Source organism: Deferrisoma sp. (assembly GCF_054681715.1).
The window spans coordinates 1-7,423 of the sequence record NZ_BAAHFQ010000137.1; the positions used below are offsets into that span (position 1 = coordinate 1).

At 73.1% G+C, this 7,423-nt stretch carries 8 protein-coding genes and 1 tRNA gene; 4 read left to right on the plus strand and 5 right to left on the minus strand.

Annotation, left to right across the window (positions count from 1 at the left end):
• Nucleotides 1-211 precede the first annotated feature (211 nt).
• The 4 genes from prmC to rpmE are packed head-to-tail and all read right to left on the minus strand — an operon-like array spanning nucleotide 212 to nucleotide 3,056.
• Nucleotides 212-1,054: a N5-glutamine methyltransferase family protein gene (gene prmC, locus ACY0I8_RS14485; RefSeq protein WP_459940964.1), complete on the minus strand. Its 843-nt coding sequence runs from the start codon at nucleotides 1,052-1,054 to the stop codon at nucleotides 212-214.
• Nucleotides 1,051-2,127, minus strand: coding sequence for a peptide chain release factor 1 (gene prfA / locus ACY0I8_RS14490; protein WP_459940963.1), 1,077 nt, complete (start codon nucleotides 2,125-2,127; stop codon nucleotides 1,051-1,053). Before prfA ends, prmC begins: the two co-directional genes overlap by 4 nt.
• Nucleotides 2,124-2,831: an FAD-dependent thymidylate synthase gene (gene thyX, locus ACY0I8_RS14495; RefSeq protein WP_459940962.1), complete on the minus strand. Its 708-nt coding sequence runs from the start codon at nucleotides 2,829-2,831 to the stop codon at nucleotides 2,124-2,126. The genes prfA and thyX overlap by 4 nt, the downstream gene beginning before the upstream one ends.
• Nucleotides 2,832-2,837: 6 nt before the next feature.
• Nucleotides 2,838-3,056 (minus strand): 50S ribosomal protein L31, encoded by a 219-nt coding sequence (rpmE, locus tag ACY0I8_RS14500; protein WP_459940961.1) that lies wholly within the window; start codon nucleotides 3,054-3,056, stop codon nucleotides 2,838-2,840.
• Nucleotides 3,057-3,180: 124 nt separating this feature from the next.
• On the opposite strand from rpmE, the gene ACY0I8_RS14505 reads away from it, so the two are divergent.
• Nucleotides 3,181-3,268, plus strand: a tRNA-Leu gene (locus tag ACY0I8_RS14505).
• Nucleotides 3,269-3,360: 92 nt separating this feature from the next.
• Nucleotides 3,361-4,497: an MFS transporter gene (locus ACY0I8_RS14510; protein WP_459940960.1), complete on the plus strand. Its 1,137-nt coding sequence runs from the start codon at nucleotides 3,361-3,363 to the stop codon at nucleotides 4,495-4,497.
• 75 nt (nucleotides 4,498-4,572) lie between these two features.
• Here ACY0I8_RS14510 and ACY0I8_RS14515 read toward each other — a convergent pair whose 3' ends face one another.
• Nucleotides 4,573-5,343: a PHP domain-containing protein gene (locus ACY0I8_RS14515; protein WP_459940959.1), complete on the minus strand. Its 771-nt coding sequence runs from the start codon at nucleotides 5,341-5,343 to the stop codon at nucleotides 4,573-4,575.
• Between ACY0I8_RS14515 and ACY0I8_RS14520 the strand changes: the two genes are divergently transcribed.
• Both ACY0I8_RS14520 and ACY0I8_RS14525 read left to right on the plus strand, forming a co-directional pair.
• The gene (locus ACY0I8_RS14520; RefSeq protein ID WP_461395326.1) at nucleotides 5,327-6,631 is read left to right on the plus strand and encodes an alkaline phosphatase family protein; all 1,305 of its coding nucleotides are present in this window, start codon (nucleotides 5,327-5,329) and stop codon (nucleotides 6,629-6,631) included. The genes ACY0I8_RS14515 and ACY0I8_RS14520 overlap by 17 nt on opposite strands.
• Complete coding sequence (locus ACY0I8_RS14525; protein ID WP_461395327.1) at nucleotides 6,628-7,173, plus strand: nicotinate-nucleotide adenylyltransferase; 546 nt, start codon at nucleotides 6,628-6,630, stop codon at nucleotides 7,171-7,173. The genes ACY0I8_RS14520 and ACY0I8_RS14525 overlap by 4 nt, the downstream gene beginning before the upstream one ends.
• Nucleotides 7,174-7,423 lie beyond the last annotated feature (250 nt).

A 7,423-nucleotide genomic window follows, 5' to 3' on the forward strand; every position in this document is an offset into this window, starting at 1 on the left:
CCCCCCGTTGGGGGGGAGAGGGCCGGGGTGAGGGGGCCCGGGCCGAGGGCCCGCCGGAACCAGGCCCCCTAGGACCGCTGCGGGTCCTTCCCCCTCCCCCTGTCCCCCTCCATCAGGGGGAGGGGGGACTGTTGCACGCCGATAGGGAGCGGGGCGCCTTCTGTCTCCCTCTCCCCCCGTCGGGGGGAGAGGGCCGGGGTGAGGGGGCCCGTCACCGCCCCGCCACCGCCACCCGGGGGATGCCCGCCAGGTCCCGGCGGATCTCCACCCGGGAAAACCCCGCCTCGGCCAGAAGGTCCCGCACCGCGGCGTCCTGGCCCTTGCCGAACTCCAGGAGGAGCCGGCCCTCCGGCGCCAGGAACCGGGGCGCCTCCGCCGCGATCCGCCGGATCACGTCGAGCCCGTCGGGGCCCCCGTCCAGGGCCCCCCGGGGCTCGTACCGGCTCACCTCGGGCTCCAGGCCCTCGATCTCGTCCCGGGGCACGTAGGGCGGGTTCGACACGATCCGGTCGAACCGCTCCCCGGCCACGGGGGCGAACAGATCGCCGCGCCGCAACTCCGCCCGGTCGGCCACCCCGAGGGCCTCGGCGTTTTCCCGGGCCAGGGCGAGCGCCGCGTCCGAGACATCGGTCCCCACCCCGGTCCAGCCGGGCCGTTCGGTCAAAAACGCCAGGAGGACGCACCCGCTCCCCACCCCCAGGTCCAGGATCCGGCCCTCGGGCGGCGCCCCCTCGAGCGCCGCCTCCACCAGGAACTCCGTCTCGGGCCGCGGCACCAACACCCCCGGACCGACCCGGAACGGGAGCGACCAGAACTCCCGTTCCCCCGTGATGTACGCCACGGGCTCCCGCCGGGCCCGCCGGCGCAGGGCCTCCCGGAACGCCGCGACCTCGGGTTCCTCCAGGGGCTTGTCGAACTCGGTGTAGAGGCGGATCCGCTCCACCCCCAGCACGTGGGCCAGGAGCACCTCGGCATCGAGCCGGGGGGTCGCCACCCCCTTCTCGGCCAGGTACCCCGTGGCCAGCCGAACCAGTTCCAGGGGGGTGCGGGTCACTGGGCGTTCTGGGCGAGGCTTTCGGCCTGGGCGTGGGCCACCAGGGCGTCGATCACCGGGTCCAGGTCGCCCTCCAGCACCTCCTGGAGCCGGTACAGGGTCAGGTTGATCCGGTGGTCCGTCACCCGGCCCTGGGGGAAGTTGTAGGTGCGGATCCGCTCGCTCCGGTCGCCGCTTCCCACCTGGGACCGCCGCGCCTCGCTGCGTTCCCGGTCGGCCTCGGCCTTGGCCTTCTCGAACAGCCGGGCCTGGAGGATCTTCATCGCCTTGGCCCGGTTCTTGTGCTGGGACTTCTCGTCCTGGCAGGCCACCGTGATCCCGGTGGGCAGGTGGGTGATCCGCACGGCCGACTCGGTCCGGTTCACATGCTGGCCGCCCGCGCCGCTCGCCCGGAACACCTCGACCCGCAGGTCGTCGGGGTTCACGTCCACGTCCACCTCGTCCGCCTCGGGCAGCACCGCCACCGTGACGGCCGAGGTGTGGATGCGGCCCCCCGACTCGGTCACCGGCACCCGCTGCACCCGGTGGACCCCGCTCTCGAACTTGAGCCGGCTGTAGGCGTTGCGGCCCTCGATGAGCGCGATCACCTCCTTGAACCCGCCGATCCCGGTGGGGTTCGAGCTCAGGACCTCCACCTTCCAGCCCCGCTCCTCGGCGTAGCGGGTGTACATGCGAAAGAGCTCGGCCGCGAACAGGGCGGCCTCCTCGCCCCCCGTCCCGGCCCGAATCTCGAGGATGACGTTCTTCTTGTCCAGCGGGTCCTTGGGGGTGAGGAGCTCCTTGAGCCGGGCCTCGGCCCGCTCGAGGGCCTCCTCGGCCTCCGGGAGCTCCTCGGCCGCGAGCTCGCCAAGTTCGGGATCCTCAAGCAGCGCCCGGGCCTCGTCCACCCGGTCCTTGCACTCCCGGTACTCCCGGTACGCCTCCACGATCTCCCGGAGCTCGGCGTGTTCCTGGGCGAGCTTGCGGTACCGGTCCGGGTCCGAGAGCACCTCGGGATCCGAGAGCTCCCGGTTCAACCCCTCGTACCGGGCCTCCACCCCCTCGAGCCGCTCGAGCCACCCGGCCGTGCTCACGGCGCCTCCCCCAGGAGCGGCCGGAGTTCGGAGCGCACCTCGGCGGCCTGGCCGCAGGAGTAGGCCCCCTCGGGGCACGCGCCCCGCAGGCATCCGGGGCCGGCGCCCCGGAACAGGAGCGGGGCCACCGGCACGACGGCCCGGAGCATCTCCCGGGCGAGATCCCGGATCTCCCACTGGGCCCGGCGGCACAGCCGCAGGGCGAACAGGTGGCGCAGCTCCCGGGCGTTCATGGTGACCACGAGCTTCGTCTCGCAGGCGTTGGGCAGAAGATACCGGGCGTCCTCGGCCGGCACCCCGGCCTCCACGAGCTCCCGGTAGAGGGCCCACACCCCCTCCACGGCCTCCCGAAACCGCGCGGCCCGCTCCGGGTCGGCGGCCACCGACGGGGGCACCACCACGTTGGGCTCGTCGAGCCGCACGTACCGCTGGCTCTGCTGGGAGTAGCTCGCGAGCCGGTGGCGCACCAGCTGGTGGGAGCAAGCCCGGCTGATCCCCTCGACCCCGAAGGTGAACGAGGCGTGCTCCAGGGCCGAGAAATGGCCCATGGAGACGAGCTTGCCCAACAGGGCCGCCACCTCGTCGGGGCCGAGATCCCGGGCGAGCTCCCCCACCCCGCGGGCCGAGTAGCACAGCCGCGCGGCCAGGGCGACGGTCTTCTCCGGATCGGGGGTGTGGCTCAGGAGCCGGACGCGGGCGCCCACCTCGGCCTACTCTTCGTCCTTCTTCTTGTCCAGGCCGTACTTGCGGAGGAACCGCTCCACCCGGCCCGCGGTGTCCACCACCTTCTCCTTGCCCGTGAAGAACGGGTGGCACTGGGAGCAGATCTCGGTGTGGATCTCGGGCTTGGTGGAACGGGTCTCGAACGTGGCGCCGCACGAGCAGGTGACCACGGCCTTGTCGTACTTGGGATGGATGCCTTCTTTCATGTTCGACACCTCGCTGGGTTGGGATTGGACCTCGGAAACCCGCGACGATACCATCCGGCCGCCCGAAAGGGCAAGGGCGCTTGACACTTTGTCGAACCCGCCCCTATACTCGGCGCCCACACCGGCCGGAGTGGTGAAACTGGTAGACGCGCCGGACTCAAAATCCGGTGGGCCGCAAGCCCGTGGGGGTTCGAGTCCCCCCTCCGGCACCACTAGGGACCCGACGCGGGCCGTCCGAGGGCGGCCCGCGTTGCCGTTTCGCCTCCCGGCTACGGCGCCCCGCCTTCCCCCCCGGAGCCCAGCCATGCCCCATCGGCGCGACCCCATGTACCGGTTCCTCGCCGTGCTCACCGTGGCCTCGATGGTGGGGCTCCAGGGGTGGCGGACGCTCTTCAACAACTTCGCGGTGGAGGTGGCGGGGCTCGAGGGGGTGCACGTCGGGGTCATCCAGGCCGTGCGGGAGATCCCGGGGTTTCTCACCTTTCTGGTGGTGTACGTGCTCCTGGTGCTCTCGGAGCACCGACTCGCGGCGCTGTCCATCGCGGTCCTGGGCCTCGGGGTGGCGGCCACCGGGTTTCTCCCCACCTACGGCGGCCTCCTGCTGACCACCCTGGGGATGAGCCTCGGGTTCCACTACTACGAGACCGCCAACCAGTCCCTCACCCTCCAGTACTTCGACCGGGACACCGCCCCGGTGGTGTTCGGCCGGCTCCGGGCCCTGGCGGCCGCCTCGAACCTGGCCGTGGGCGTCGCCATCTTCGCCCTCGCGCCGGTCCTCGCCTACCGGGAGCTCTACCTGGCCGTGGGCGGGCTCGTCGTGCTGGCCGGGGCCTGGGGGCTCACCCGGAACCCCACCCGGGCCGACCTGCCGGTGCAGCGAAAGGGCATGGTGCTGCGCCGGCGGTACTGGCTCTACTACGTCCTGACCTTCCTGGCCGGCGCCCGCCGGCAGATCTTCATCGCGTTTTCCGTGTTTCTGCTCGTGAAGGTGTTCGGGTTTTCGGTGCGGGAGATCACCGCGCTCTTTGTGCTCAACAACGCGTTGAACTACCTGGCGAGCCCGTTGATCGGGAAGGCGATCGTGCGGTTCGGGGAGCGGCGGCTGCTCTCGGTGGAGTACGGGGGGCTCGTCCTGATCTTCCTGGGCTACGCCTTCACCGGGTCCCGGTGGGTGGCGGCGGGGCTCTACGTGCTCGACCACCTCCTGTTCAACTTCTCCATCGCGATCCGGACCTACTTCCAGAAGATCGGCGACCCCGAGGACGTGGCCCCCACCATGGCCGTGGGGTTTGCCATCAACCACATCGCGGCCGTGGTGCTCCCCGCCGTGGGGGGGCTTTTGTGGATGATCGACCACCGGGTGCCGTTCCTCGGTGGCGCCGCCCTGAGCGCCGTGTCGCTCCTCTTCGTCCAGGGCATCCGCACCCCGGCGCGGGCGTGAGGGCGGGGGTGTTTCCTCCCGGGAACGAAGGGTAGCCCCGGTCCGGCGCTGTGGGGCCCGGTCCGGGGCCCGGGATCAGGAAGCGTCGTGGCTGCCCAGCGGCCGGGCCGCCCCGCCGCCGGGCCGATCGCAATCCCACCCAACCGCCCGGCACCGGCCGGCCCGGAGTTCCCGCACGAGCTCGGCCCGGGAGCGCACCGGCGCCTCGAAGGCGGTAAACGCGCGCCCGAGCTCGCCCAGGCCGTGGGCGTCGCTTCCCCCCACCCCCGCAAGCCCGTGGGCGCTGGCCCATTCGGCCGCCCGCCGGTTTTCAGCCGGGCGGTTCCGGCCGTTGGCCACCTCCAGGAGCTCGCACCGGCCGGCCCGCAGGAACCCGGTCGCCGCGGGCCGGGCCCGCCGGAACGGATGGGCCGCCACCGCCGCGCCGCCGGCCTCCCGCACCCACGCGAGGAGCGGCCCGGCCGATAGCCCCTCCGGCAGGTCCTCGAACGGCCCGAAAAGGAGGAAGTCGCCCTCCGGGGTCGAGTACTCCATGCCGATCACCACCGCGAGCCCGTCGGCCTGCACGCCCTCGGTTATCCGGTGGCGGGCGGCCATGGTATGGTGGTCGGTGATCGCGACCCCGTCGAGGCCCCGGCCGCGGGCGGCCCGGAGGATCTCCTCGACCCCGAGGGAGCTGCAGGGGGAGAACGCGGTATGCACGTGAAGGTCGAACCGGAACATGCCCCCAGGATGGCCCGGCGGCGCGGCCCGGGCAAAGCGGATCTTCCGATGGGCCGGGCCGGCGCCATCGGCGCCGCCGATCCGGCGGGGCCGGGGGGCTGATCCCGTGCCCCGGCGCTGCATCCTGCTTCTTCTGGACGGGCTCGGGGACCGGGCCTGCCCGGCCCTGGGGCACCGCACCCCGCTGGAGGCCGCCCACACCCCCCACCTCGAACGGCTGGCCGCCCGGGGGGCCTGCGGCCTGCTGCACGCGGCCCGGCCCGGCCTGGCGCTGCCCAGCGAGGAGGCCCACTTCGCCCTGTTCGGGTACGGGCCCGAGGAGTTTCCCGGCCGGGGGGCCCTGGAGGCCCTGGGGGCCGGGATCCCCCTGGGGCCCGGGGACGTGGCGTTCCTGGCCCACCTCGATCACGCCACCCCCGACGGGGACGGGCTCCGGCTGGGGCCCGAGCGGCCCGCCGCGTCCCCGGAGGAGGCCGCGGCCCTGGCCTCGGCTCTTCCCGCGGTGGAGGCCGAGGGCCTGCGGTTCGCGTTCCACCCCACGGGCGGGATCCACGGCATCGTCCGGGCCGAGGGCGGGGCCTCCCCCCACGTGACCGACACCGACCCCCTGGGCCGGGCCGAGCCCGTGCTCGCCCCCCGGCCCTGGGCCCGCACCCCGGAACCCGGACCGGCGGCCCGCACGGCCCGGGCCCTCGACGCCTTCCTCCGGGCCTGCCACCGGGCCCTCCGGGACCACCCGGTGAACCGGCGCCGCCGGGCCCGGGGCCTCGTGGAACTCAACGTGGTCGTGACCCACCGGCCGGGACGGCCGGCGGAGGTCCAGCCCTTCCGGGAGCGCTGGGGCCTCAGGGGGCTCTCGATCGGCTCCGGCCTCGTGTACCGGGGGATGGCCCGCCACCTCGGGCTCGAGTTCGTACCCGACCGCGACTCCGACGACCCCGGGGCCGACTACCTCCGGCGGATCCGGTTGGCGCTCGGGGCCGACCACGAGTTCGTCCACGTCCACACCAAGGCCCCGGACCAGGCGGCCCACACCAAGGACCCCGGGGCCAAGGTCCGGGCGATCGAGGCCCTCGACCGGGCCATCGGCCAGGCCATGGAGGATCTCACGGCCCCCGGGGTGCTCCTCGTCGTGACCTCGGACCACTCCACCCCCAGCACGGGCCCCCTCATCCACTCGGGCGAACCCGTTCCGATCCTGCTCCACGGGGAGGGGGTGCGGCGCGACCGGGTGGACCGGTTCGACGAGGTGTCCTGCGCGGGCGGGGCCCTGGGGCTCGTGCGGGGCCGGGACCTCCTCCCCATGGTCCTCGACCTCCTCGACCGGGCGAAGCTCCGGGGCCTCCGGGACGCCCCGGTGGACCAGCCCTACTGGCCCGGCGACCGGGAACCCTGGAGGGTGAGGGAATGACCACGGGCGTCGTGCACGGCCGGTTCCAGGTATTCCACACCGACCACCTGGCCTACCTGCGGGCGGCCTGGGCCCGGTGCGACCACCTGGTGGTGGGCATCACCAACCCGGACCCCTGGACCACCCGCGCCGACCCGGCCGACCCGGCCCGGAGCCGGCCCGAGGCGAACCCCCTGACCTTCTACGAGCGCTACCGCATCGTGCAGGCCGTGCTCCTGGCCGAGGGCCTGCCGGCCGAGGCGTTTTGCATCGTGCCGTTCCCGGTGAACTTCCCGGAGCGGTGGGGCTGGTACGTGCCCCGGGACGCCGTCTACTTCCTCACCATCTACGACGCCTGGGGCGAGCGCAAACTCCGGCTCCTCCGGGAGCGGGGGCTTCGGGCCGAGGTGCTGTGGCGGAAACGCCCGGAGGAAAAGGCCATCACCGCCACCCGCGTGCGCGAGGCGATCCGGCGCGGGGAACCCTGGGAGCACTGGGTGCCCCCGGCCGCCGCCCGGGCGATGCGCGACCTGGGGGTGGTGGAGCGGTTGCAAACCCGATGAGACCTCGCCAACGGCCTGCGGGCCCCCTAACGCCGGCCGGACCCGCCTCCCCTACTCCGGAGCCCGCTGGGTTGCGAGATCATGCCTTGACCATATTATCTTACGGGGATATGGTCGTCACATGATCAAGAGTTTCCGGTGCAAGGAAACCGAACGGATCTTTCGAGGGCGGCTTTCCAAGAAATTTCCGCCGGGGATCCAGCGGTCTGCGGCCAGGAAGCTCCTCATGCTAAACGCCGCGTCCCGTTTA